19 protein-coding genes are annotated in these 22,176 nt (G+C 65.1%); 11 read left to right on the top strand and 8 right to left on the bottom strand.

All coding sequences use genetic code 11. The features are described 5' to 3' along the window. Positions 1–25 precede the first annotated feature (25 nt). From ACK59Z_RS08645 to ACK59Z_RS08630, 4 genes are read right to left on the bottom strand one after another with little or no spacing between them, the layout of a single operon-like run. On the bottom strand, positions 26–319 hold the full coding sequence (locus ACK59Z_RS08645) for a DUF202 domain-containing protein (RefSeq protein WP_014754000.1): 294 nt from the start codon (positions 317–319) through the stop codon (positions 26–28). After that, the gene (locus ACK59Z_RS08640) at positions 312–698 is read right to left on the bottom strand and encodes a YidH family protein (RefSeq protein WP_409292799.1); all 387 of its coding nucleotides are present in this window, start codon (positions 696–698) and stop codon (positions 312–314) included. Before ACK59Z_RS08640 ends, ACK59Z_RS08645 begins: the two co-directional genes overlap by 8 nt. After that, positions 698–2,008, bottom strand: coding sequence for a DUF1329 domain-containing protein (locus ACK59Z_RS08635; RefSeq protein WP_108190902.1), 1,311 nt, complete (start codon positions 2,006–2,008; stop codon positions 698–700). Before ACK59Z_RS08635 ends, ACK59Z_RS08640 begins: the two co-directional genes overlap by 1 nt. A gap of 22 nt (positions 2,009–2,030) precedes the next feature. Continuing rightward, the gene (locus ACK59Z_RS08630) at positions 2,031–3,884 is read right to left on the bottom strand and encodes a DUF1302 domain-containing protein (protein WP_409292797.1); all 1,854 of its coding nucleotides are present in this window, start codon (positions 3,882–3,884) and stop codon (positions 2,031–2,033) included. Positions 3,885–4,098: 214 nt separating this feature from the next. Between ACK59Z_RS08630 and ACK59Z_RS08625 the strand changes: the two genes are divergently transcribed. Further along, positions 4,099–5,043 carry a LysR family transcriptional regulator gene (locus ACK59Z_RS08625; protein ID WP_003247253.1) on the top strand — a complete coding sequence of 315 codons (945 nt, stop codon included), beginning with the start codon at positions 4,099–4,101 and terminating at the stop codon, positions 5,041–5,043. A 12-nt stretch (positions 5,044–5,055) separates the two neighbouring features. On the opposite strand, the gene ACK59Z_RS08620 is transcribed toward ACK59Z_RS08625, so the two are convergent. From ACK59Z_RS08620 to ACK59Z_RS08610, 3 genes are all read right to left on the bottom strand, one after another. Next, entirely contained in the window at positions 5,056–6,309 is a 1,254-nt protein-coding gene (locus ACK59Z_RS08620) for an MFS transporter (RefSeq protein WP_014754005.1), read from the bottom strand. A 104-nt stretch (positions 6,310–6,413) separates the two neighbouring features. Continuing rightward, positions 6,414–7,580: an acyl-CoA dehydrogenase family protein gene (locus ACK59Z_RS08615; protein WP_020191767.1), complete on the bottom strand. Its 1,167-nt coding sequence runs from the start codon at positions 7,578–7,580 to the stop codon at positions 6,414–6,416. A 14-nt stretch (positions 7,581–7,594) separates the two neighbouring features. Continuing rightward, the gene (locus ACK59Z_RS08610) at positions 7,595–9,142 is read right to left on the bottom strand and encodes an AMP-binding protein (protein ID WP_108190905.1); all 1,548 of its coding nucleotides are present in this window, start codon (positions 9,140–9,142) and stop codon (positions 7,595–7,597) included. 244 nt (positions 9,143–9,386) lie between these two features. Between ACK59Z_RS08610 and ACK59Z_RS08605 the strand changes: the two genes are divergently transcribed. The 4 genes from ACK59Z_RS08605 to ACK59Z_RS08590 all read left to right on the top strand — a co-directional run bounded on the left by ACK59Z_RS08605 (position 9,387) and on the right by ACK59Z_RS08590 (position 13,742). After that, a complete protein-coding gene (locus ACK59Z_RS08605; RefSeq protein ID WP_004577435.1) occupies positions 9,387–10,169 on the top strand; it encodes an aldolase in 783 nt (260 codons plus the stop codon). Positions 10,170–10,213: 44 nt separating this feature from the next. Beyond that, the gene (locus tag ACK59Z_RS08600; RefSeq protein ID WP_409292795.1) at positions 10,214–11,101 is read left to right on the top strand and encodes a dihydrodipicolinate synthase family protein; all 888 of its coding nucleotides are present in this window, start codon (positions 10,214–10,216) and stop codon (positions 11,099–11,101) included. Positions 11,102–11,250: 149 nt separating this feature from the next. Further along, positions 11,251–12,465 carry a benzoate/H(+) symporter BenE family transporter gene (locus tag ACK59Z_RS08595; RefSeq protein WP_019752170.1) on the top strand — a complete coding sequence of 405 codons (1,215 nt, stop codon included), beginning with the start codon at positions 11,251–11,253 and terminating at the stop codon, positions 12,463–12,465. 59 nt (positions 12,466–12,524) lie between these two features. Then, complete coding sequence (locus ACK59Z_RS08590; RefSeq protein ID WP_409292793.1) at positions 12,525–13,742, top strand: MFS transporter; 1,218 nt, start codon at positions 12,525–12,527, stop codon at positions 13,740–13,742. 35 nt (positions 13,743–13,777) lie between these two features. Here the strand turns inward: ACK59Z_RS08590 and ACK59Z_RS08585 are convergent, their stop codons facing one another. After that, positions 13,778–15,088 (bottom strand): DUF2235 domain-containing protein, encoded by a 1,311-nt coding sequence (locus tag ACK59Z_RS08585; RefSeq protein WP_108190908.1) that lies wholly within the window; start codon positions 15,086–15,088, stop codon positions 13,778–13,780. A 227-nt stretch (positions 15,089–15,315) separates the two neighbouring features. On the opposite strand from ACK59Z_RS08585, the gene ACK59Z_RS08580 reads away from it, so the two are divergent. From ACK59Z_RS08580 to ACK59Z_RS08555, 6 genes are read left to right on the top strand one after another with little or no spacing between them, the layout of a single operon-like run. Continuing rightward, positions 15,316–16,275 carry a MoxR family ATPase gene (locus tag ACK59Z_RS08580; RefSeq protein ID WP_003247242.1) on the top strand — a complete coding sequence of 320 codons (960 nt, stop codon included), beginning with the start codon at positions 15,316–15,318 and terminating at the stop codon, positions 16,273–16,275. Between the two features lie 4 nt (positions 16,276–16,279). After that, positions 16,280–17,224 (top strand): DUF58 domain-containing protein, encoded by a 945-nt coding sequence (locus tag ACK59Z_RS08575; protein WP_004577431.1) that lies wholly within the window; start codon positions 16,280–16,282, stop codon positions 17,222–17,224. Continuing rightward, the gene (locus ACK59Z_RS08570) at positions 17,221–17,715 is read left to right on the top strand and encodes a DUF4381 domain-containing protein (protein WP_012053231.1); all 495 of its coding nucleotides are present in this window, start codon (positions 17,221–17,223) and stop codon (positions 17,713–17,715) included. The genes ACK59Z_RS08575 and ACK59Z_RS08570 overlap by 4 nt, the downstream gene beginning before the upstream one ends. Further along, positions 17,708–18,784, top strand: a complete 1,077-nt coding sequence (locus ACK59Z_RS08565) for a VWA domain-containing protein (RefSeq protein WP_108190909.1) — start codon at positions 17,708–17,710, stop codon at positions 18,782–18,784. Before ACK59Z_RS08570 ends, ACK59Z_RS08565 begins: the two co-directional genes overlap by 8 nt. Then, entirely contained in the window at positions 18,781–20,499 is a 1,719-nt protein-coding gene (locus ACK59Z_RS08560; protein ID WP_003247238.1) for a tetratricopeptide repeat protein, read from the top strand. The genes ACK59Z_RS08565 and ACK59Z_RS08560 overlap by 4 nt, the downstream gene beginning before the upstream one ends. Further along, complete coding sequence (locus ACK59Z_RS08555; protein ID WP_409292790.1) at positions 20,496–22,127, top strand: BatD family protein; 1,632 nt, start codon at positions 20,496–20,498, stop codon at positions 22,125–22,127. The genes ACK59Z_RS08560 and ACK59Z_RS08555 overlap by 4 nt, the downstream gene beginning before the upstream one ends. Positions 22,128–22,176 lie beyond the last annotated feature (49 nt).

Raw genomic sequence — 22,176 nt, 5'->3', positions numbered from 1 at the left:
GCAGCGGGCGGCGCCGGCACTGCGCTCAGCCGCCCTTCGCCAACCGGCACAAGCCTGCCAATGCCATGAGCCACACCACGCTACCCAGTGCCAGCACTCCCCACGGCGCAGGCTGGCCGCGTTCGGCCTGCAACATCGCCAGGCCCCGTTCGTAACGCCGCCCCTGGCGGGTCAGCAGCGCCAGCGCGGCCACGCCCGCCAATGCCAGCACGTACACATCGCCCTGACGACAGGCCAACCCGGCCACCGCCATCAGCGCCAGCACAGTGCGCCGCCAGGCCAACTCGGTGCGTTCTGCCTGCAGGCCCGGATCACCCATGCCAGCGTGGCCACAGGACGAGACCTGCCAGCAGTACAGCGACCAGGCAGCCCAGCGCCAACAAGGGCACCAGTGCCGGCAACGGCAATGGACGTCGATGACGCAATGCCCGCTCTACCCGCAGCCAGCGCAGGCAGGCGCCCGCGCTCAGCAATGCGCTCAGCAGCATCAGGCCAGCGACCAGCCACAGCCGCAGGGGTGTCTCGAGAACGTGGCCGGCGAAGGTTTCAATGGCGATAGCGCCACCCAGCAGCGCCAGCGCGGTGCGAATCCAGGCCAGGAAAGTACGTTCGTTGGCCAGGGTGAAGCGCGGATCAGGCGCTTCACCCTGGCCCAACAGCCGCCGCGACCAGTCAGGCTGTGGTTCAGGCACGCCCATCAGCGCACACCAAAGCTGCGCAGGGCGCCGGGCGAGAAGTACGAAAGGCTGGTGCGCACATTGAAGGCAAAGGGCCGACGCTGCTCGTTGATCAAGCCCGATGCATGGTAGCGGCCACTCTTGAGGTCGTAGGTAACCTCCATGGCGTTGACTGCCACCTGGCCGCCGGGGTGAAAGAAACCATGGGCCTGTGAGGTGCGCCACAGCTCGCCACGCGCGTCGTAGCTGTCTGTTTCGAGAATGGCCCAGGTGTCTTCATCCAGGTAGAACCGGCGCTTGGCGTAGATATGCTGCGCCCCGGGCTTCAACGTCGCCTCCACGGCCCATACCCGGTGCAGTTCGTAGCGGGTCGGTGCCGGGTCGATGTGGCCTGGCTTGATCAGGTCCGCATAGCGCAGCTCAGGCGATGCCAAGCGGTAGCTGTTGTAGGGCACGTGCAGTGTCTGCTTGCCCAGCAGCTTCCAGTCGTACCGGTCTGGCGCGCCATTGAACATGTCGCGGCTGTCGGCGGTCCGCAGGCCGGCGGTGCCCGGGCCGGTGGTGTCATAGGCGATATTCGGCGCCCGCCGTACCCGGCGCTGGCTGGCACTGTACACCCAGGACAAGCGCGGCTCGGCGACCTGGTCCAGTGTCTCATGCACCACCATCGCATCGCCGGCAAGCCGCGAGGGCGCCGTCATGCGGTAGGTGAAGTAATAAAGTACATTGCCCGCCCCCAGGTTGGCCAAGCCTTCAGGCCGGGCCACTTCCTGACGCGCGCTCATCAGCACGAAGCGGCCATTCTTCAGCGGCGTGACGCTGTCGGAGCTCAGGCTGTAGCTCTCGTTGCGATGCCGGGTCAGGTGGTTCCAGATCACCTCCAGGCCGTTGGTTGGCCGTGGAAAGGCGATGACGCCAGTGAAACCTCGCACACCGTTGCCCTGGTCATCCAGCTGCGCCTGCTCGGCGTTGCGGGTGGCCGATGCCGCGACCGCGTCGGGTACCGCAACACTGCGGTGGGTGGGATACACCGGCAAGCTGAGGCTGGCTGGGAAGCGTTTGAGCAAGGCCACCTGGCCGTCGGTAAGCTGACCTCGGTACTGCCGGTAGTTGGCGGCCGTGATCCGGTACAGAGCCTGCTCATCGGCAAACGGATCCAGCGGCGTGCCGTTGTCGCCCAGGCGTTGCTGGGCCGTACTCAACCCACCTTGCCAGGCCGGGATGCGCCCGTCGGGGCTGGCAGCACGCTCGGCTCCCACCGGGGTCAGGTTGTCGGGCAGGCCGGCGGCCGCCAGCGTGCCGCTCGCCCAGAACAGGCCGATCATCACCATGCGCATTTTCATTGTCATGCCCTCAGAAAGTGACGCCCAGGCTCAGCGAGATGAAGTCCCGGTCGCCGCGGGTGCCATAGTCGCCGTCGATAAAGTCGGTGTACGACACACTCAGGCTGTAGGTGCTGGCGAGCGTCGCATCCAACCCGACACTGATGGCCCTGGAGCCTTCGCTGAACGCCGACCCCTCCACCGGGCCGGTGCCGTGCACGTCGTGTGCCCAGGACAGGTTCGGCCGCAGGTCGAAACCGGCAATCACGTTGGGGTAGGCCCAGGTGGCACGCAGCCGGTAGCCCCAGGAAAACGGGGTCATGAAGCCTTCGTCGTTGCAGTGCTCAGGGGTTTTGGAAATGGCCACGCACACGCTGTTGTCCGCCAGTTCGCCGCTGTTGAACGTGCCCGAGCGCCCGTAACGGGGGCCATAGGCGCCCTCCAGACCGCCCACGTAGGTGGCGCCAGCCTCGCCTATCAACAGCAACTGGTTGGCCCCCATCACCTGGCTGAAAGCGTGAACAGCGGTTATCTGCAACTGGGTCATCTCTTTACGGCGGTAGCCGTCGAACAGCGTACTGGCGCTGTCTGGCCGCAGGCCGTCACCCAGCAAGGGCGAGCGGCCATCGACGTTCAACAACGACTGGATGATATCGGTACCGTTGAGCTGCATGGGCATGTTCGGCCGGTAGCTCAGCTCCCCCTGCAGCGCCGTGCCGGTGCGCAGGGTAGTGGAGAACGAAAGGCCGTAGAGGCGAATGTCCTCGGGGTATTGCACCCGGTACTGCGAGGTGCCCAGGCGTAGCGCGCCGACCAGCGACTGGCCTGCGCTGGAACCCAGAAAAGCGGCAAAGTCTGCAAGCCCGATAGCGAGGTTGGCGCACAACTGCGGGGCGAAACGGCGGTTGTCGAAATACGGGCTGCTGACCGTACCCAGGTAAGGCGTGCGGCTGTGGTAGTTCGCCGCGTAAGCACCAAACTCGGTGTCCAGCGCCGCCACGTACCAGCGCAGCGAAACGCCCCACTGCCCGCTGTTGCGGGCATCCTGGTCGCTGCCGCGAGGTATGCGCACGCCTTCGCGGGTGAGGTTCACACCGAACGGCGCAAGCCCGGTCACGGCTGTGGGGCTGCCGAGCAATTTGGCGCCCACGTCCAGGCCATCACACCCATCGGGCAAAAAGTCGTTGTTCGAAAAGAACGTGCCGCAGTTGTCGAGCTGGGTCTGTTCCCAGTCCAGCTGATAGAAACCGTCGACCGACAGCGCTTCGGTAAGGTTCTGGGTGAAGTAGAAGAGATTCACCGGCACCAGCGCGTCCTTCACTTCCGAGCCGGGGCGGCGCAAGGCCGCCAGGTTGAAGGGGTTGATGACGTTCAGTCCGCCCTGGATGAAGGTGCTCTCACCCCAGTTGACCACCTGCTTGCCCAACCTGAGCGAGCCCGGCTGGCCGTCGATGTCATACAGGTAGTAACCGAAGGCATCGAGCAGCTGGCTACCTGCGGTCTTGGCCGAACGCTTGCGGTTGTTGTCCTCGACCTGCTTGAAGCGCTGGTCGTGATCACGCAGGGCCGTGTCGTACCAGTAGGTACCGCGAAGGAACACCCCCAGGTTATCGTGCTTGAGCTCCAGGTCATGGGTGCCTTTGAACACCGCTGAAAACACATCGCCAGAGGCAAAGTTCAGGCGGCCGTCATCGCTGTTGGCGCTGTTGTGCAGGGCCGGGTCAGGGTTGGCAGTCGCAATGCTGGTACCAAAGGAAAGCGCCGAGTCGAATTGCCCCTCAAGTTCACCCCAGTGAAACTGAGCGGCACAGGCAGACGCAGAAAAAAGTACTGATGAGGCAAGTACCGACAACGGTCCCGAGCGACCGAAAATACGAGATGCCATCACTCTTAACCTCTTATTGTGTTTATTAGAGAGTGAATTGCGAGTTAATGCTTAAGTACGGCGCAAAGGCCTGCAGGCAAGGGCTTGGGTAATTATTCGAACGTTTCTGTTATCCTCGTTTTGCTGCTTACCGATACTAAGTAGGCCACCGGGGCTGAACAAATAGCGTCTCCCGATGGTTGCCATATCACTTCGGCATAGCCTGAGAACCACAATGACTTTGAAACAGCTGCGTTATTTGATCGCCATTGTCGAAGCCGGCAGTTTTTCCAATGCCGCACGCCAGGCGTTCATCGCCCAACCGGCCTTGAGCCGACAGATAGGCCTGCTGGAGAGCGAACTGGAAATGCAACTGCTGGCGCGCCAGCATGACGGTATCGAACTGACCGATGCCGGGCGGCAGTTGTACGAAGTGGCCCGATCGGTCGTGCAGCAACTCGATTCGGTGAAGGATGAGCTGAAGTCCAGCCGCGGCAACCCCAAGGGGCACGTGGCCATCTCGATTCCCGCCACGGCCTCGGCACTGTTGTTGCCGGCCATCATTACCCAGGCCCAGGCACGCTTCCCGGGGATCAAGCTCACCGTATGGGATGGCCTGAGCCGCGAAGGTGGCCAGGCGATCGAGCTGGGCAAGGTGGATTTCGGCGTGGTGCCCAACGCCGAAGAACTTGTCCATGTGGTCGCCGAGCCCGTGTTTTCCGAAGACCTGTACTGGGTCGGCCTGCCTGGGCACGGCCCTGACGAGTCGCCCATCACCTTGGCTGAAGCCGCAGCGAGCCGCCTGGTAATGCCACCCCGTAGCCTGCACTTGCGCAGGCGCATCGAGCAGGCTGCCATGGAGACCGGTGTGACACTGGACTCCAGCTACGAACAGCAGTCGGCCCCAGGTATCACCAGCCTGGTCCGTGCTGGCCTGGCGGCCACCATCAGCAACTGGCCACCGCTGCTGGATTTGGCCGCGCCTGCCAGCGCGCGGCTGATAGTGGAACCGCGCATCACCCGCACCATCGCCTTGGCCCACTCGCAGCACAAGCCGCTGTCGTTCGCCGCCGCCTGCATGCGCGACCTGGTGCGCGCACTGCTGGTGGATGCGGTGCGCAGCGAGCGCTGGAAAGGTACCTTGATCGAGCGCGAGGCCCTGGCGGAGCAGAGCCTCTGAGCGCTGTGCACATCACGCTTGGGCAGGCGCAGCCGTGCCCACCTGCACCAGACGTTGCCGGGTTTTCTGCGGGTCCATCCAGGCCAGCCCGATCAGCCCGGCAATCACCAGCACCGCGCCGCACACCAGAAAACCCTGGCCAAACCCTGCCGTGTGCCCGGCACCGGCGCCCTGCACCAGCAAACCGGTGACCACCGGTGCCGACAGCCCGGCCAACGAGGCAATACCGTTGCCGATCGCCAGAATGCCGCCGCGCTGCCCGCTGGGCGTGAACTCCGCCAGCATGGCAGGCCCCACGGAGTACATCACCAGCGCCAGCCCGCCGCTGAAGGTGAGGCTGACGATCCGCTCGACGTTGCTCAGACCGGGCAGAAACAACGCCGCTGACAGCAGCCCGCTGGCGATCAGGCACACTGAAACGAACGCACCGCGCGACCAGCGCGTGGCAACCCCGGCACGCATCATTCGCTGTGACAGCCAGGCCATGAACAGGCTCAGCGGCGTGGTAACCACCACGAACAGAACGAACACCTGGCCGGTCATGATCGGGTCGATCCCCAGCCCGGTTTCCAGGTAGCTCGGTACCCAGGTCAGGGTCAACGCCAGGGACCAGTTGGCGGCGAAGTGGCACAAGTAGTTGCCCAGTACCGTGCGGTCACCGAGTAGCCGACGATAGGGAACAGGGGCCTGCCCTTCTTCACGCTGGCCCGGGCGAATGCGGTCGAGGTTGCCCTCGCTGCCCAGCCACCACCACAGCACACACCACACCGCCCCGATCACCGCCAGCACGATGAAGTTCATGCGCCAGCCGTAGTGCACACTGATCCATGGGATCATGGCACCCGCTACCAACAGCCCCAGCGCACTGCCGGTATGCAACAGCGCCACGGGAAGGTTGCGACGGTCGTTGGGGAACCACTTGTACAAGGCATGTGTAGCCACCGGTGAGGCCGGTCCCTCGCCAATACCCAGCAGCACCCGGCAGGCGACGATCGCCCACAGCGAGCTGACGAACAACATGGGCAACTGGATAAGCGCCCAGAACGCGCCCATCCCCAGCAGCAGGGTGCGGGTTGGCCGGCGATTGGCCATGAAGCCGCCTATCACCGCCGAGATGGCGAAGAACCAGTGCAGTGCGCCCCCTACCAGGCCGAACTCGGCAGGGGACAAGCCCAGTTCCCTGGACATCGGCACCGCCACCAGGCCAATGACCACCTTGTCCAGGAAGTTCACCAGCATCAACAGCGCCAGCAGTACCGCAATCATCCAGGCCGTGCCTGCACGCGCGGGGGTGTCAGTATGAGTCATGATGATCTCTCGTTATTGTTCTTGTCTGGAGAGCCCGGCCGCCACGGGCCGGGCATACCGCGTCATTGCTCAGGCATGAGCACGCCCTTGGCGATGGTGTTGCGCTGGATCTCGCTGGTTCCCGTGAGAATGCGCATCATACGTGTGGCACGGAATATCCACTCCACCGGGTTGCCACGCAGGAGCCCGGCACCGCCGTGTATCTGCACGGCGCGATCGGCGATGCGGAAGGCCGTCTCCGAAACGAACAGCTTGCACATCGGGGCCTGGGTGCGGATATTGCCACCGGCGTCATTCACCGCTGCCGTGGCGTAGACCATGCTGCGTGCAGCATGCAGCTCGGTGGCCATGTCGGCGATCATGTGGTTGATCGACTGGAACATGGCGATAGGCTGGCCGAACTGCTTGCGCGTGCGGGCATAGTCGATCGAGAGGTTCAGTGCCAGGCCGGCCAGCCCCAGCAAGGTGGGGCAATGCAGCAGGCGGTTGAGGGTGATGCGCCCCATCGCCAACTTGAAGCCCTGCCCTTGCTCACCGATGCGGTTGGCCGCCGGCACCCGTACGTCCTCAAGGATGATGTCGCCATGCGCACCACCGCCGGACATGACCGAATAATCGCTTTCAACCCTTACCCCCGGTGCGCTCAGGTCGACGAAGAATGCCGAAATTCCTTGGGCACCGCGCCCAGGATCCGTCACTGCAAGCAGCACCGCAATGTCGGCATAGGGCGCACCCGAAATGTAACGCTTGGCGCCGTTCAGCACATAGTGTTCACCTTCCCGCCGTGCGGAGGTCTTGATCGCCGTTGCATCAGAGCCGGCTTCGCTTTCAGTCAGGGCGAAGCACACGGCCTTTTCGGCACGGCACACCGGCTGCAGGAACGCCTCGATCTGGGTCGGGCTCGCCACCTTGAACAGATGGCCGATACGGGGCGGTCCGGAAAGCTCACCGAGAATGTGCGGCGCCAGCATCGAGCCGGTGAGCACCGTGGCTTCCTTGACCGCACACAGGTCTGACACGCTCAACCCGGCGCCACCTATCGCCTCGGGCAGCATGATGTTGTAGAAGCCCTGCTCGCACGAGCGCTGCCATACCTGCTGCAGCACCGCCCGCGGGTGCGGCTCTGCCCAACTGAGACCGGCTTGCTGTTCCAGGGGCAGGATTTCGTTGCGAACGAAGCCACTGATGGCCTCGATGATCTGCTGGGCCTTTTCGCTTGGCTGATACATGGTCGTTCCTCGTGTCAGATACGGCGTTCGCTGTTTTGCCAGTAGGCGTCACGGATCAACCGGCGCACCACCTTGCCGTTGGGGTTTTTCGGCAGCTCGCTGACGAAGTCCACGGCACGTGGTTTCTTGAAACCGGCCAGGGCCTGGGCGCAATGTTCGATGACGTCCTGCTCCTGCAGCGCCATGCCCGGCTTGAGCACGATCACCGCCCGCACCGCTTCGCCCCACTGCTCGTCAGGCACCCCCACCACCGCCGCCTCGAACACCTGCGGCATGCTGTAGAGCACCTGCTCGACCTCACTGGGGTAAATGTTGAAGCCACCGGAAATGATCATTTCTTTCTTGCGGTCGACGATGAACACATACCCCTGCTCATCCACCGTGGCCAGGTCGCCAGTCAGGTAGTAGCCGTCGCGCATCACCTCGGCGGTGAGGTGGGGGGCGCGCCAGTACCCCTGCATGATGTCCGGGCCCTTGACTACGATTTCGCCCACCTCTCCCGGCTGGACGTCCTGGAAATGGTCGTTCACCACGCGCAGGTCGGTTTCGAAGTAGCAACGCCCGCACGAGGCCAGGCGCCGGTAGTCGCCGCCCTCGCACAGATGGTCCTGTTCGGTCAGGACGGTTACCAGCGAGCAGGTCTCGCCAGCACCGTAACCCTGGGCCAGGATCGGCCCGAATACCTCGATGGCCCGTTTCACCAGCGCTGGTGCCATCGGCGCGGCACCGTACATGACCAGGCGCAAGCTGCTCAGGTCGTAGCGCTCGACATCGGGGAAGTTGACCAGGCGATTGATCATGGCAGGCACCAGGAACAAGCGGGTCACGCCTTCGCGCTGGATGGTCTCGAGCAACAGCTGGTCATCGTAGCGCTCCAGCAGCAGGTTGCAGGCACCGACCGCCAGCAGCGGCATCAGCTGCATGCCGCTGGCATGGGTGATAGGGCCGACGTGAGCCATGACGTCGCCCGGGGCGGCGCGACGGGTCGGGCTGGCGAGGCTCTTGCGGATTAGCGCCTTGCGGTTGCCCACGCTGAGCATCGCAGCCTTGAGCACACCAGAGCTGCCAGAGGTGTAATGCAAAACGGCAAGGGCATCGTCAGGCAGGTCGCAGCTGATTGGCTGGCTACTGCCTTGTGCCAGCAGCGCGGCATAGGTGATGTCACCGCCCCGCTCACCCAAGGTCACGATCAAGCGTAACGAAGGTATCTCGTGCCTGCGGGCCAGCAACGCCTGGGCGAGTTGCGCATCGGCGATCAGCGCGACACTGCAGGCGTCGTTGAGCACCTGAATGACTTCATCCGGTGCCAGACGCGCATTGACCGGTACCTTGACCAGGCCGGCCTTGTAGAAAGCCACCTCTGCTTCCACCAGTTCGGCGCGGTTTGGCGCCAGGATGGCGACATGCTCGCCCGTGGCGATGCCCTGTGCCAGCAAGGCCGAGGCCAGCTGGTTGGCCCGCTGTTCGAGCTGAGCGAAGGTCAGCCGGGTGTGGCGGTCGATTACCGCCAGACGTTCAGGCCAATATCTGGCACTTCGACTGGATAGGGTTCCAAGGTTCACGTTGTTGTTCTCGTCGACGGTTAAGACCCGCTCGATGCTAAACAGCGTGAAGCCGGGGCAAGTAATACCAGTTGCGTATGCACGCCATAACAGATTGCGCTGGCACTGATGTGTTGAGGCCCTGAGGCAAGGATGACACATCGCTTGCATATGACACCTTGTGTCATTATGATCAACGCCGTGTCCTGGCGTCGCCTCCGCGCCGATCAGCCATCCCTAGTCTCCACCCCTGCAGGTACCGCCCATGACGACCACCATGCACACCCCCAAGGACCAGCTTGTCAAACTCGCCCAGCAACAGATGCTGACGGCGCTGACCGACAACACCTACACCGTACGACAAAAGCTCGCCCTCACCTGCCGCATCCTGTTCGACGGCGGCCACGACTCTGGCCTGGCCGGGCAGATCACTGCGCGTGCGCAGGAACCTGGCACCTACTACACCCAACAACTGGGGCTTGGCTTCGACGAAATCGCTGCCTCCAACCTGCTGGTGGTGGACGAAGACCTGACGGTGCTGCAAGGGCGTGGCATGGCCAACCCGGCCAACCGCTTCCACAGCTGGCTGTACCGCGCCCGCCCCGACGTCAACTGCATCATCCACACCCACCCGTTGCACAGCGCCGCCTTGTCGATGCTGGAAGTTCCGCTGGCCATCTCGCACATGGACCTGTGCCCCCTGTTCGACGACTGTGCATTCCTCAAGGAATGGCCCGGTGTGCCGGTGGGCAACGAAGAAGGCGAAATCATCGCGAACGCGATTGGCGACAAGCGCGCAATCCTGCTTTCCCATCATGGCCTGCTGATCGCTGGGCGTTCGATCGAGGAAGCCTGCGTGCTCGCCCTGCTGTTCGAGCGCGCAGCAAAGATGCAACTGCTGGCCATGGGCGCCGGTGACATCCGCCCCATCCCCGAAGCACTGGGCAAAGAGGCCCACGACTGGATTTCCACCCCCAAACGTCACGGTGCCGCCTTCAGCTACTACGCGCGCCGAGCCTTGCGTGCCCATGGCGACTGCCTGGGCTGATCAAAGCTGTACTCTTTCCTCAACAACGGCAAAGGTGCCTGGTCATGTCTACACCTGTAATTCGCGGCGTTATCGGCTACACCATCACTCCCTTCACGGCAGACGGCACACTCGACCTGGACGCCTTGGGCACGTCCATCGATAGCCTGATCGCAGACGGCGTGCACGCCATCGCGCCGCTGGGCAGCACCGGCGAAGGGGCTTACCTGTCCGACAGCGAATGGGAAACCGTGGTGCGCTTCAGCCTGGTACGTATTGCCGGGCGTGTGCCCAGCGTGGTCAGCGTCTCCGACCTGACCACCGCCCGCACCGTGCAGCGTGCCCGCCTGGCACAGGCCTGCGGTGCTACGGCGGTGATGGTGCTGCCCATCTCTTACTGGAAGCTCACCGAAGCCGAAGTGGTCGCCCACTACAAGGCGGTCGGCGCCGCCATCGACATTCCGATCATGCTCTACAACAACCCGGGCACCAGCGGCACCGACCTGTCGGTAGAGCTGATCCTGCGTATCCTCGGCGAAGTGCCCACTGTGACCATGGTCAAGGAAAGCACCGGTGACATCCAGCGCATGCACCGCCTGTTCACGGCTACAGATGGGCAGGTGGCGTTCTACAACGGTTGCAACCCGCTGACCCTGGAAGCCTTGGTGGCCGGCGCCACGGGCTGGTGTACCGCCGCGCCCAACCTGATCCCGGCACTCAACCTGGCGCTGTGGGACGCCGTACAACAAGGCGATCTGGCTGAAGCCCGTGCGCTGTTCTACCGCCAGTACGAGCTGCTGGAGTACATCACCCGCCGTGGCCTGCCGACCACCATCAAGGCCGGCCTGAAAATGCTCGGCCAGGAGGTCGGCGCCCCACGCCTGCCCCTGCAGCCGCTGGATGCGCAAGGCAGCAACCACCTGAAAAACCTGCTGGTGGCGCTGGCCAACTGACGCCCAAACCTGCCCGGCAGTCTGTCGCCGTCGGGCAGTCTTTTTCTTCAGGAGCAGCCTTGGGCTGCGAAAGGGCCAATGACGCTGCAGTCGGATTACCCCTTCGCCGCACAAAACTGCTCCTCATCTGACCATTACCAGAGGCAACCATGGACGCGCCTGCTCAAAGCTCTACCACCCCGCTCAGGCTGACAGACATCCTTCACCCGGTGATTGCCGGAATCGTTTCGGTGATCGTCAACTACGGCGGCACGTTCATCCTGGTGTTCCAGGCGGCCAAAGTGGCCGGGCTGAGCCCGGAGCTGACGTCGTCGTGGGTCTGGGCGGTGTCGATCGGCGTCGGCCTCAGCGGCCTGGCACTGTCCTGGTACAGCCGCGAGCCGGTCATCACAGCCTGGTCCACGCCAGCCGCCGCGTTCCTGGTCACCGCCCTGGCCAGCGTGCCCTACAGCGAGGCCATAGGTGCCTATCTGCTGTCGGCCGCCGGCTTCGTGGTGCTGGGGCTGAGCGGGTGCTTCGAGCGCCTGGTGCGCGTCGTGCCCGGCGGCATTGCCGCCGGCCTGCTGGCCGGCATCCTTCTGCAGTTTGGCATCGGTGCCTTTGCCAGCCTGTCGGTCGACCCCACCCTCGCCGGGCTGCTGATTGCAGCCTATGTGGCCTTCAAACGCTTCACCGCCCGTTACGCCGTGGTCGCCATATTGCTGCTGGGCCTGGGCTACCTGTTGCTGCAGGGGCAAGTGGGCCTGACGACGTTGCGGCTGGAATTCGCCTCACCGGTTTTCACCGCGCCCACCTTCTCCCTCAATGCGGCCCTTAGCGTGGCCCTGCCATTGTTCCTGATCACCCTCACCGGCCAGTACATGCCCGGCATGCTGGTGCTGCGCAACGATGGTTTCAAGACCAGCGCCAACCCGATTGTCGCCGTCACCGGCATCGGCTCGTTGCTGATGGCGCCCTTCGGTTCACACGCGTTCAACATCGCTGCCATCACCGCGGCCATCTGCACCGGCAAGGAAGCCCACGAAAACCCGGACAAGCGCTGGGTGGCGGGCATCGCTGCCGGTGTCTGCTACATCCTCGTCGGGGTGTTCGGGGTCACGCTGGCGAGTGTCTTCATGGCCCTGCCGGGCACCTTTATCACCACCCTGGCGGGCCTTGCCCTGCTGGGCACCATCGGCGCCAGCCTGGCCAGCGCCCTGGCCGATGCCCGTTCACGCGAGTCTGCACTGATCACCTTCCTGGCGGCGGCGGCCAACATCAGCCTGCTGGGTATTGGCGGGGCCTTCTGGGGCCTGGTCATTGGTCTGCTGGCCCATGTTGTCCTGAACGGTCGCCTGCCCGGTTTGCGGGGCGCCTCCCGCTAAGCGGGCTTTCCACCACCTTGCCGTGCGCCAGGGGCGCACGCTGTTCAACAGGTATCGACATGCCCCACGCTGGCCCCAAGCTGCTGACCCAAATTGCTGCCGTGCACTTCGTCAGCCACGTGCACATCATGCTGATCCCGGCGCTACTGCCCGTGCTGCCCGGCCTGCTGGGCGTGGGCTTCGTAGAGCTGGGCGTAGCCCTGGCGGTGTTCAACATCGTCTCCGCGCTGGTACAGGCCCCGCTGGGTTACGCCGTCGACCACTATGGCGCACGTAAAGTGCTCAAGGCTGGGCTGTTGCTGGGCAGCCTCAGTTTCGTGCTACTGGCGGCCAGCCCCGGGTATGCGGTATTGCTGGTGGCGATGGCCATGGCGGGCCTGGCCAATGGTGTGTACCACCCGGCCGACTATGCGCTGCTGGCCAACGGCATCGAGCCCGCACGCCTGGGGCGGTCGTTCTCTATTCATACCTTTGCCGGCTTCCTCGGTTCAGCCGTTACCCCAGCCGTATTTCTCGGCATCGCCGCGGCGCTCGGCACGCGGGCAGCCCTGGCGGCGGGCGCGGTATTCGGGGTAGCCGCGCTACTGCTGATATCGATACCAGGCAGTGGCGTTTACCGGGTCGCCAGGCCTGCCAACAAACAAGACACAGGCCCGGCCGCAGCAACAGGCCGCGTACGTTTGTTCACCCCCATGATCGGCGTGCTGACGGTGCTGTTCATCCTGCTCAACCTGAGCACCAGTGCCATCGAGAAGTTCTCCGTGGCCGCCCTGGTCCAGGGCCAAGGCCTGACACTGGCCTGGGCCAACGCCGCGCTCACCGCTTTCCTGCTGAGCAGCGCAGCCGGCGTGCTGTGCGGGGGCGCTTTGGCCGACCGTACCCGGCGCCATGGCCTGGTGGCGGCACTGGCCTTCGCGCTGGCGGCTGCGTTGACTGCACTGGTGGCGCTGGGGCTGCTGCAGGGCTGGGCATTGGTGGTCGTACTGGGTGCCATCGGCTTGCTCACCGGGGTCATCGCCCCATCACGGGACATGCTGGTCAAGGCGGCGGCGCCACCCGGGGCCGAGGGCAAAACCTTCGGCCTGGTGTCGACCGGGTTCAACATCAGCGGGGCCATCGGGCCGGTAGCGTTCGGCTGGATGCTCGATCAGCGCCTGCCCAACGGGATTTTCATCGCATCGGTGGTGTTCATGTTGCTGACGGTGCTGCTGACCCTGGCACAGGAGATGTATTCAGCCAGAAGGCGCGCGACTGAACAGCTGGCGCGCGCCCTGTAGGCCCGGTGCAGCATTGCCAGGCCACGATCAATCATTCATTGCGCCGGGTTGGCATGCATCACTCGCCCGCCTGCCCCCGGCCGATTGACGAACAGCACATCCAGCACACTGTTGCGCAAGCCCTTCACTGCATTCCAGTTCGCTGACGCATGCACGTATCTGTCGCGCAACAGCCGCTGTTCTTCCTCGCTCAACCCCACCTGGCCAGTTTCCCCCAAGGCAAAGGCATGCAGTTTTCGGCTGATGCTCGACAACTCATCCGGCAGCCGATGCTCAGCCTGCGCCCCCAACGGCGCAAACGGCACACCCGCGCGCACCGCCAACGCCCGCATCACGCTCAAGTACACACGGGACAGGTGCCCCGCCACTTGCCGCTCCCGGTACACCGCCGCATAGACCTGCTTTTGCGCCTCGTCCCGACGCCCACCGGCAATCGGCTCCTCCCAAGTCATCACGCGCGGCCTGGGTTCGCCCATGTCGGCAAACGTCGAAGCCAGCAAGGCACTCACCTTGGCATGGACGCGGCACTGCTCGACACGCGTGCCTGCAGGCACACACTGGGACTGCGGCTTGCACAGCAGCACCTGCTCCAGGAAGGTTTCCGGGTAACCACCCCCAATATTCGAGTGCACGCCCGGCAGCACGATGTCGTGGCCACTGCGCACCAGCGGGAAGTTATGCCGCCGCTCGTCCTTGGCCACCAGTTGCACCACGTGCCGGGCAATACCCGCACTTAGGCCCAGGCGCAGGCGACCGTGGCGGCCGTCTGCAGGGTCGAAGTCACCCTGTAAGGGCGCGATGATCGCCGCCACGGTGTCGAACAGGCCGATAAAGTTGATCGAGGTTTCGCACGCCACCGACAACAGCCCGCCCGCGCCCTCGTGCAGCAGGTTGGCCAGATGCCGCACCGCCGCCGCACCGCGGCTGAAACCGAAAAGATCGAACTCGACCCCTTCCAGCGTTGCCTGCGGATGCGCCCGGCGCCACGCCTGCAGTTGCTCGGCCATCGCCTGCAACGCCTCGGCAACCCGCGCCTCGGCCCCCGTGCGCCCATGCCCGGTGGCCGAGGCGTAGACATGGTCGGTTTCACCCGCCAGCGTGCCCACGCCTTCCACATAGTGCTTCAAGAACGCCTGCGGCCCCTCGGCATTGGCCGCCTCAGCCGGATACAACGCATGCAACAGGGCCACATTGCTCAAGGCGTTGCCATAGCTGCCGCCCTTGTCGCCCTGCTCACCCATCGTCATGGCATTGTGCTGGTTATTACCGGTGCCATCGAAGAAAACGCCAAACCGCAAGGTGATCGGCGTAAGGTTTGCCGTGCTGGCGCTGCTCATTTTCATCATCGTGCCTCCTGCTTGTCCGAAAAGCACAAGCAGGCGCCAGCACGCCGTCACGGAACATCAGGCAATGGCCAGCCATACGTGGGACATTTCTTTGCCCGCATGCCCGGCTGCAACGATAAATTTACCCGCCGCCATTGGTGGTCGCCCCCCCGGATAGATTAAAGTATCCCCCCTTGCCAAGGCTGCTGCCTCACGCCGCCTCAGGCCCCTACCAGGAACCGTCGCCGATGGAACACCGTGAAGCGCTGATCGCGCTGCGCACTTTTCTTTCTACCCAGATCCTAGGCCAGGAGAAACTGGTCGAACGGCTGTTGATCGTGCTGCTGGCCGACGGCCACATGCTGGTCGAAGGGGCACCGGGCCTGGCCAAGACCAAAGCCATCAAAGAACTCGCAGAAGGCATCGAAGCGCAGTTCCATCGCATCCAGTTCACCCCCGACCTGCTCCCGGCCGACATCACCGGCACAGAGATTTACCGCCCGGAAACCGGCAGCTTCGTGTTCCAGCAAGGGCCTATCTTCCATAACCTGGTGCTGGCCGACGAAATCAACCGCGCACCGGCCAAGGTGCAGTCGGCGCTGCTCGAAGCCATGGCCGAGCGCCAGGTCAGCGTGGGCCGCAGCACCTATGACCTGTCGCCGCTGTTTCTGGTCATGGCCACGCAGAACCCGATCGAGCAGGAAGGCACCTACCCGCTGCCCGAAGCCCAGCTCGACCGCTTCCTGATGCATGTAAAAATCGGCTTCCCCGACGCCGCCGTAGAGCGGCGTATCCTGGCGCAGGCCCGGGGTGAAGCCCTGGGCGGCGAGACCAAGCCTGAGCGCCGGGTCAGCCAGCAGGCCATCTTCGCTGCGCGCAAGGAAATCCTTGGCCTGTACATGGCCGACGCAGTGGAGGAATACCTGGTGCAGCTGGTCATGGCCACCCGCACCCCGGCCAAGTTCGACACCGAGCTGGCCGACTGGATCGCCTACGGCGCCAGCCCGCGCGGCTCCATCTCGCTGGACCGCTGCGCGCGTGCCCATGCCTGGCTGGCCGGGCGCGACTTCGTCAGCCCCGAAGACATCCAGGCCGTGCTGTTCGACGTCCTGCGCCACCGCATCATCCTCTCGTTCGAGGCCGAGGCGGCAGGGATCGACCAGGACCGCGTGGTCCAGCGCATCCTCGACGTCGTCGCCGTTGCCTGACCCCATGCCCACTGCGCAGCTGGCCGAACACGGCATCCGCATTGGCCTTGCCGAGCTGATCGACATGCGCCACCGCGTGCGCGAAATCCAGCTGTTTTCCAAGCCCGGCCAGCGCAGCCCGCTGGTCGGCCTGCACCATTCCAGGCTGCGCGGGCGCGGCGTGGACTTCGACCAGGTGCGCGTTTACCAGGCCGGCGACGATGTGCGCAACATCGACTGGCGTGTCACTGCGCGTACCCAGGAGCCGCATACCAAGCTGTTCCACGAAGAACGCGAGCGGCCGATCTTCATCCTCGTCGAACAAAGCCAACGGCTTTTCTTCGGTTCAGGGCTGATGTTCAAGTCCGTGCTGGCGGCCCAGGCGGCGGCACTGTTCGGCTGGGCAGCGCTTGGCCACAATGACCGCATCGGCGGCCTGGTGTTCGGCGACAACGAACACCACGAGATCAAGCCCCGACGCAGCAAACAGAGCCTGCTGCAACTGCTCAACCGCTTGGCAAAGGTCAACCAGTCACTGCACACCGAAGCCATACCCGGGGCCGACAGCCTCGGCCTGGCCCTGCGCCGCGCCCGCGAAGTGCTGCGCCCCGGCAGCCTGGCCATCGTGATCTGCGATGAGCGCTCGCTCAGCGCCCAGGTGGAACAGCACCTGGCCATGCTCTCACGGCATTGCGACCTGCTGTTGCTGCCGGTATCCGACCCACTCGACCACGCGTTGCCCGCCGCCGGCCTGCTGCGCTTCGCCCAGCGCAGCGCCCAGCTGGAGCTCGACACCCTCGACGCCAACCTGCGCCAGGCCTACCGCCAGCAGGCCGAGGCCCGCATCGAGCGCTGGGAGCTGATGGCGCAAAAGCTGAGGGTGGTCCTGATGCCACTGAGCACGCAAAGCGAAATGATCGAGCAACTGCGCGAGTACCTGAACGCCCAGCGGCCACGGAGCGCGTCATGAACCCGCTCGACCAGTTGCACCCACTGATCGCCCCGGCACCGGTCAGCCTGTGGCCACCCGCACCAGGCTGGTGGCTGCTGCTGGCCGCCCTGCCACTCCTGGGCTGGGGCCTGTGGCGGCTGCGCCGCTGGCGCCCGGGCAAACGCCGCATCGTGCGCGCCGAACAACCCCTGGACCCGGTACGCCTGGAGGCCTTGGCCGAGCTGGCCCGCCTGCCACGCCCGTATGACGGCGCCCCGGCCGGCGCCTGGCTGCAACAGATCAACGCCTTGCTCAAACGCCTGTGCCGCAACCACTACCCAGGCGCCAACAGCCACACCCTCAACGGCCGACAGTGGTTGGCCTTTCTCGACAACCGCTGCCCGGCCGCCGGCCTGACCCGCTGGATGGTACTGGTCGAAGGCGCCTATAAACCCGAGTGCAAGCTCGATGACAAGGCCATCGCAGGGCTCAGCCAAGCCGTCGAAACCTGGATCCGCAAGCATGTTTGAACTGGCCTGGCCGTGGGTCTTCGCCCTGTTGCCGTTGCCATGGCTGGCGCGCCTGCTGCTGCCCGCCGCCGACAGCGGTGAACCGGTGCTCAAGGTGGGCTTCCTCAGCGAGCTGGAAGGCCTGGCCGGGCGCCGCGCACGGCTCAACCTGCCCACCTGGCGCCAGCAGGCACCGTTCGTCATCATCTGGCTGTTGCTGCTGTGCGCCGCCGCTCGCCCGCAATGGCTGGGCGAACCGGTGCCGATCGCCGCCAGTGGCCGCGACCTGCTGGTGGCGGTGGACGTGTCCGGGTCGATGGACTTCCCCGACATGCAGTGGAAGAACGAGGACATCAGCCGCCTCGACCTGGTCAAGGTGCTGATGGGCGACTTCCTGCAAGACCGTGAAGGCGACCGTGTGGGCCTGATCCTGTTCGGCAGCCAGGCCTACCTGCAGGCGCCGCTCACCTTCGATCGGCGCACCGTGCGCACCTTCCTCATCGAGGCGCAGATCGGCATCGCAGGCAAGAACACCGCCATCGGCGACGCCATTGGCCTGGCGGTCAAGCGCCTGCGCGAACGCCCGGCACAAAGCCGGGTGCTGGTGCTGATCACGGACGGTGCCAACAACGGCGGGCAGATTCACCCGCTGACAGCCGCTCGCCTGGCGGCCCAGGAAGGCGTGCGCATCTACACCATCGGTATCGGCGCCAACCCCGAAGCCAGTGGCACCCCAGGCCTGCTCGGCCTCAACCCGAGCCTGGACCTGGACGAAGCCGCGCTCAAGGAAATTGCCGACATCACCCACGGCGCCTACTTCCGTGCCCATGACGGCGCCGAACTGGACGCTATCGGCGATACCCTCGACCAACTGGAGCCCGTGGCCCAGCAACCGACCCAGGCGCGCACAGCCCAGGCCCTGTACGCCTGGCCCCTGGCGCTGGCGCTGCTGCTCAGCGTGTTGCTGGTGGTAGCCGTGCAGTGGCCCGACAACCTGTTGCAGCGCCTGCTGCGCAAGCCACGCTTCCTGCAGCCGCACCCGGAATGGCGCCAGCGCTTGAAGCGCCTGCGTTTAAGGAGGCGGCGATGATCGACTTGTGGCCCCAATGGCTGCGCCCGCTCTGGCTGCTGGCGGTTCCCGTGCTCGGCTGGCTGCTGTACAAGCTGTGGCACCGGCGCAAGCGTGCCGGGCGCTGGCAGATGATTCTGCCGCCCGCCTTCCATGGTGTACTGCTGGGTGGCGGCAGCGGCAGCACCAGCAAACTGCCGTGGGTGGCGCTGGGCCTTGCCTGGTTACTGGTGATCCTGGCGCTGCTCGGGCCCAGCTGGCAGCGGCTGGAAGAAAGCCGTCAGCGCCCGGCCGACCCCCTGGTGATCCTGCTCGAACTGACCCCGCAAATGCTCGCCGAGGACAGCCCGCCCAACCGCCTGGAACAGGCCCGGCGCAAGATCCTCGACCTGCTTGAACACCGCCGCGACAGCCAGACGGCGCTGGTGGTGTATGCCGGCTCCGCGCACACCCTGGTGCCGCTGTCTGACGACCTGGCCACCACCCGCAATTTGCTTGAGGCCATTGACCCGTCGATCATGCCAAAACCCGGCCAGCGTGCCGACCTGGCCGTGCAAAAAGGCCTGGCGCTGCTGGCCCAGAGCGGCCTCGGCCAAGGCCGCCTGCTGCTGGTAGGCTCGGCGCTCAGCGCCGCCGAGCGCCAGGGCATCACCCAGGCCCTCGGCCGCCAAGGCCCAAGCCTGCTGATGCTGGGCATCGGCAGCCGCGAAGGCGCCCCGGTGCGCCAGGCCAATGGCGAATACCTTAAAGACGACCAGGGCGGCATCCTCTTGCCTCGCCTGGACAGCGCCAGCCTGAAGGGTTTTATCAGCGGCACGGGCGGGCGCTACCGGCACGCCCGCATCGACGACCTCGACCTACGTGGCCTGGGCCTGTTCGACAACCCGCGGAGCGGGCGCAATGACGGCCAGACCCTGCAACTGGACAGCTGGGCCGACCAAGGTTACTGGCTGCTGATTCCGTTGTTGCTGCTGGCCGCCTGCGCTGGCCGGCGCGGCTGGCTGTTCTGCCTGCCGCTGCTGCTGGCCTTGCCGCAGCCTAGCCAGGCTTTCGAGTTCAACGACCTGTGGCTGCGCCCCGACCAGCAAGGCCAGAAGCTGCTGGAGCAAAACCGCCCGGCCAGCGCTGCGCGTCACTTCCAGAACCCGCAATGGCGCGGCATGGCCCTGTACCAGGCCGGCGACTATGCCGGTGCCGCCGAGGCATTTTCCCAAGGCGACACTGCAGCAGCCCACTACAATCGAGGCAATGCCCTGGCCCACAGTGGCGAGCTGGACGCCGCCCTGGATGCCTACGAGCAAGCCCTGGAGCGTCAGCCCGACCTGCAGGCCGCGCTGGACAACCAGGCGCTGGTGCAGCAACTGCTGCAGCAACGTGAAGCCAAGGCCGAGGAACAACCGCCCGGCAGCGATGCCCAAGACACGCCCGGCAGCGAAACCGAAGGCAACAGCAGCTCGGCCAGCAGCCCGGCCCAAGGCACACCCGGCGACGACCAACAGGCCAGCCCCGAACAACCCGGCGAAAGCAGCAGCAACAGCCAGGCCGCCCCAGGCAACCAGGCCGGGGGTGACGACAGCGTCATCCAGCCGCCACAGCGCCCGGTGTCGACCAGCCTCGACGGCGAACAGCGCCAAGCCCTGGAGCAATGGCTGCGGGAAATTCCCGACAACCCGGCAGAGCTGCTGCGACGCAAATTCTGGTATGAACAGCAATTGCATCAGGAAAAATCACGATGAGTCGCTTCGGCGTCTTTCTCCTCACCCTGCTATGGGCCGTACTGGCCCACGCCGAACCGCTGCTGCAGGCCAGCGTCGACCGCACCCGCCTGGAAGCGGGCGAAAGCCTGGAACTGACCCTGGAAAGCCAGGACGTCACCCAGTTCGGCAAGCCTGACCTGCGCGCCCTGGAAGGTGACTTCGAAGTGCGCGGCACGCGCCAGTTGAACAGCCTGCACACCCTGGACGGCGAAACCCGCGCCAGCACCCGCTGGATCATCACCCTGCTGCCACGGCGCAGCGGTAGCCTGCGCATCCCCGAGCTGCAGCTGGGCCAGTCACACAGCCAGGCCATCGAATTGCAAGTGCTGCAGGCCGATGCCAGCCGCCAGGACAACGCTCAGGTCTTCATCGAAGCGACCCTCGACAGCCATGACGTCTATGTCCAGGCCCAAGCCGTGCTGACCCTGCGCATCTACCACTCGGTAGCGCTGTACGACGACAGCAGCCTCAGCCCACTGCAACTGGATAACGCCAAGGTCGAGCCGTTGGGCGAATCGCGCACGTATGAAAAGGAAATCAATGGTGTGCGTCATGGCGTGATCGAAACCCGCTATGCGGTGTATGCCCAGCAAAGTGGCACCCTCGACATCCCGCCACTGACGTTCACCGCCACGGCAGCCGCCAGCAGCGACGAAGCAGCACAGGCCAATGGCACGGCCCGCGCCGGCCACCAGGTGCAGGTCAGCTCGCTGCCCTTGCGCCTCACGGTACGGCCGATTCCGGCAGCCTGGCCGGCTGGCTTGCCGTGGTTGCCTGCCAGCAGCCTGACCCTGGAAGAGCACTGGAGCCCCGACCCGGGCAGCCAGCAGGTACAGATTGGCGACTCGCTGACGCGCAACATCACCTTGCGTGCCGAAGGCTTGTCCAGCACCCAACTGCCGCCGCTGCCGGCCACAGAAATCATCGGCCTGCGCCGCTACCCTGACCAGCCGCTGCTGCGCAACGAAATCAGCGAACGGGGCATGACCGCCAACCGCGAAGAGCGCGAGGCCCTGGTGCCGACCCACAGCGGCACGCTGGCCTTGCCGGCGCTGGAAGTGGCCTGGTGGAACACCCGCGAAGACCACCTGGAGCACAGCAGCCTGCCGGCGCGCACGCTGAACGTGCTGGACAACCCGGCACTGAGCGCCGACACCCCGGTGGGCGACAACAGCAGCGCCAGCACCCTGCTATGGCCCTGGCAGCTGTCCACACTGGTGTTCGCCCTGACCACCGTGCTGGGTCTTGCCCTGTGGTGGCGCGCCCGTTCGCGGCCAGCGGTACTGCGCACCGCGCAGAACGGGCCAAGCCCGCGTACCTTGCTGGACGACCTCAAGCGCGCGTGCCAGGCAAACGACCCCCAGGCTACGCGCCAGGCGCTGGATGCCTGGGCCCGGCAGCAACCGGAAACCCTGGCCGAGATGGCGGCGCGCTTCGTGCCGTTGTCGGATGCGCTGGATGGGTTGAACGGTGCGTTGTACAGCGAGAGTGGCCAGTATTGGCAGGGGGAGGATTTGTGGCGGGCGATTGGTACCATTCCTCCGGCTGAGCAGGTGCTGCTGCCGGCGGGTGAGAATGGCAGCTTGCCACCGCTCTATCCCAAGTAGGCCAGCAGGAGGTCAGCAGGTGTTCGCCATAAGGTTTTCAGTGCCTGTG

It is taken from the genome of Pseudomonas sp. KCJK9058, from assembly GCF_046230975.1.
Classification (GTDB): Bacteria; Pseudomonadota; Gammaproteobacteria; order Pseudomonadales; family Pseudomonadaceae; genus Aquipseudomonas; species Aquipseudomonas alloputida.
This window is presented reverse-complemented; position numbering and strand designations above follow the sequence as displayed.

Excerpts from the sequence above, each read along its gene's own strand:
- ACK59Z_RS08645 (WP_014754000.1), bottom strand. The coding sequence starts at position 319 with ATGGGTGATCCGGGCCTGCAGGCAGAACGCACCGAGTTGGCCTGGCGG.
- ACK59Z_RS08640 (WP_409292799.1), bottom strand. The coding sequence starts at position 698 with ATGGGCGTGCCTGAACCACAGCCTGACTGGTCGCGGCGGCTGTTGGGC.
- ACK59Z_RS08635 (WP_108190902.1), bottom strand. The coding sequence starts at position 2,008 with ATGGTGATGATCGGCCTGTTCTGGGCGAGCGGCACGCTGGCGGCCGCC.
- ACK59Z_RS08630 (WP_409292797.1), bottom strand. The coding sequence starts at position 3,884 with ATGGCATCTCGTATTTTCGGTCGCTCGGGACCGTTGTCGGTACTTGCC.
- ACK59Z_RS08625 (WP_003247253.1), top strand. The coding sequence starts at position 4,099 with ATGACTTTGAAACAGCTGCGTTATTTGATCGCCATTGTCGAAGCCGGC.
- ACK59Z_RS08620 (WP_014754005.1), bottom strand. The coding sequence starts at position 6,309 with ATGATTGCGGTACTGCTGGCGCTGTTGATGCTGGTGAACTTCCTGGAC.
- ACK59Z_RS08615 (WP_020191767.1), bottom strand. The coding sequence starts at position 7,580 with ATGTATCAGCCAAGCGAAAAGGCCCAGCAGATCATCGAGGCCATCAGT.
- ACK59Z_RS08605 (WP_004577435.1), top strand. The coding sequence starts at position 9,387 with ATGACGACCACCATGCACACCCCCAAGGACCAGCTTGTCAAACTCGCC.
- ACK59Z_RS08600 (WP_409292795.1), top strand. The coding sequence starts at position 10,214 with ATGTCTACACCTGTAATTCGCGGCGTTATCGGCTACACCATCACTCCC.
- ACK59Z_RS08595 (WP_019752170.1), top strand. The coding sequence starts at position 11,251 with ATGGACGCGCCTGCTCAAAGCTCTACCACCCCGCTCAGGCTGACAGAC.
- ACK59Z_RS08590 (WP_409292793.1), top strand. The coding sequence starts at position 12,525 with ATGCCCCACGCTGGCCCCAAGCTGCTGACCCAAATTGCTGCCGTGCAC.
- ACK59Z_RS08585 (WP_108190908.1), bottom strand. The coding sequence starts at position 15,088 with ATGATGAAAATGAGCAGCGCCAGCACGGCAAACCTTACGCCGATCACC.
- ACK59Z_RS08580 (WP_003247242.1), top strand. The coding sequence starts at position 15,316 with ATGGAACACCGTGAAGCGCTGATCGCGCTGCGCACTTTTCTTTCTACC.
- ACK59Z_RS08575 (WP_004577431.1), top strand. The coding sequence starts at position 16,280 with ATGCCCACTGCGCAGCTGGCCGAACACGGCATCCGCATTGGCCTTGCC.
- ACK59Z_RS08570 (WP_012053231.1), top strand. The coding sequence starts at position 17,221 with ATGAACCCGCTCGACCAGTTGCACCCACTGATCGCCCCGGCACCGGTC.
- ACK59Z_RS08565 (WP_108190909.1), top strand. The coding sequence starts at position 17,708 with ATGTTTGAACTGGCCTGGCCGTGGGTCTTCGCCCTGTTGCCGTTGCCA.
- ACK59Z_RS08560 (WP_003247238.1), top strand. The coding sequence starts at position 18,781 with ATGATCGACTTGTGGCCCCAATGGCTGCGCCCGCTCTGGCTGCTGGCG.
- ACK59Z_RS08555 (WP_409292790.1), top strand. The coding sequence starts at position 20,496 with ATGAGTCGCTTCGGCGTCTTTCTCCTCACCCTGCTATGGGCCGTACTG.